The sequence below is a fragment of the Arthrobacter sp. GMC3 genome (genome assembly GCF_002929305.1).
In the GTDB taxonomy this organism is placed as follows: domain Bacteria; phylum Actinomycetota; class Actinomycetes; order Actinomycetales; family Micrococcaceae; genus Specibacter.
On sequence record NZ_PJIO01000172.1, the window covers coordinates 1 to 513 of the forward strand.

Annotated in this window: 1 protein-coding gene; it reads left to right on the forward strand. The window is 65.3% G+C overall.

The window, feature by feature from the left end:
* Nucleotides 1-14: 14 nt before the first annotated feature.
* The coding region (locus CXQ94_RS24165) for a peptidylprolyl isomerase (RefSeq protein WP_219817134.1) at nucleotides 15-513 on the forward strand (499 nt) is incomplete at its 3' end.

Here is a 513-nt window from a genome sequence, read left to right on the forward strand (position 1 = left end):
AGATCCGTCGCGAGATGGTCATCAGCCGCGTGCGTCAGCGTCGAGTGGCGGAACGCATTCAGGTGTCCAACCAGGAAGTGCAGAACTTCCTGGCCTCCGACCTCGGCAAGCTGCAATTGTCCGAGGAATACCACCTGGCCAATATCCTCATCGCCGTGCCGGAAGGTGCCGACTCGGCCACCATCCAGGCTGCCGAGCGCACGGCCATGGACACCTATCAACAGCTACAGCAGGGCGCGGACTTCGCCCGCCTGGCCGTGTCCCGCTCGGGCAGCGAGAACGCGCTGGAAGGTGGCGACATGGGTTGGCGCAAGGCCGCCCAGCTGCCGCCACCGTTCGACACAGAAGTCCGCGGGCTGTCGGTCGGCGAAGTGACCCAGCCGGTGCGTACGCAGCAGGGCTCCATCATGCTCAAGCTGCTGGACAAGCGTCGTAGCGAGACGCAGGCGCCCGCCGAAGTAGATGTGCGTCACATCCTGATCCCGCCGAGCGCGATCCGCAGCGACGAAGAAG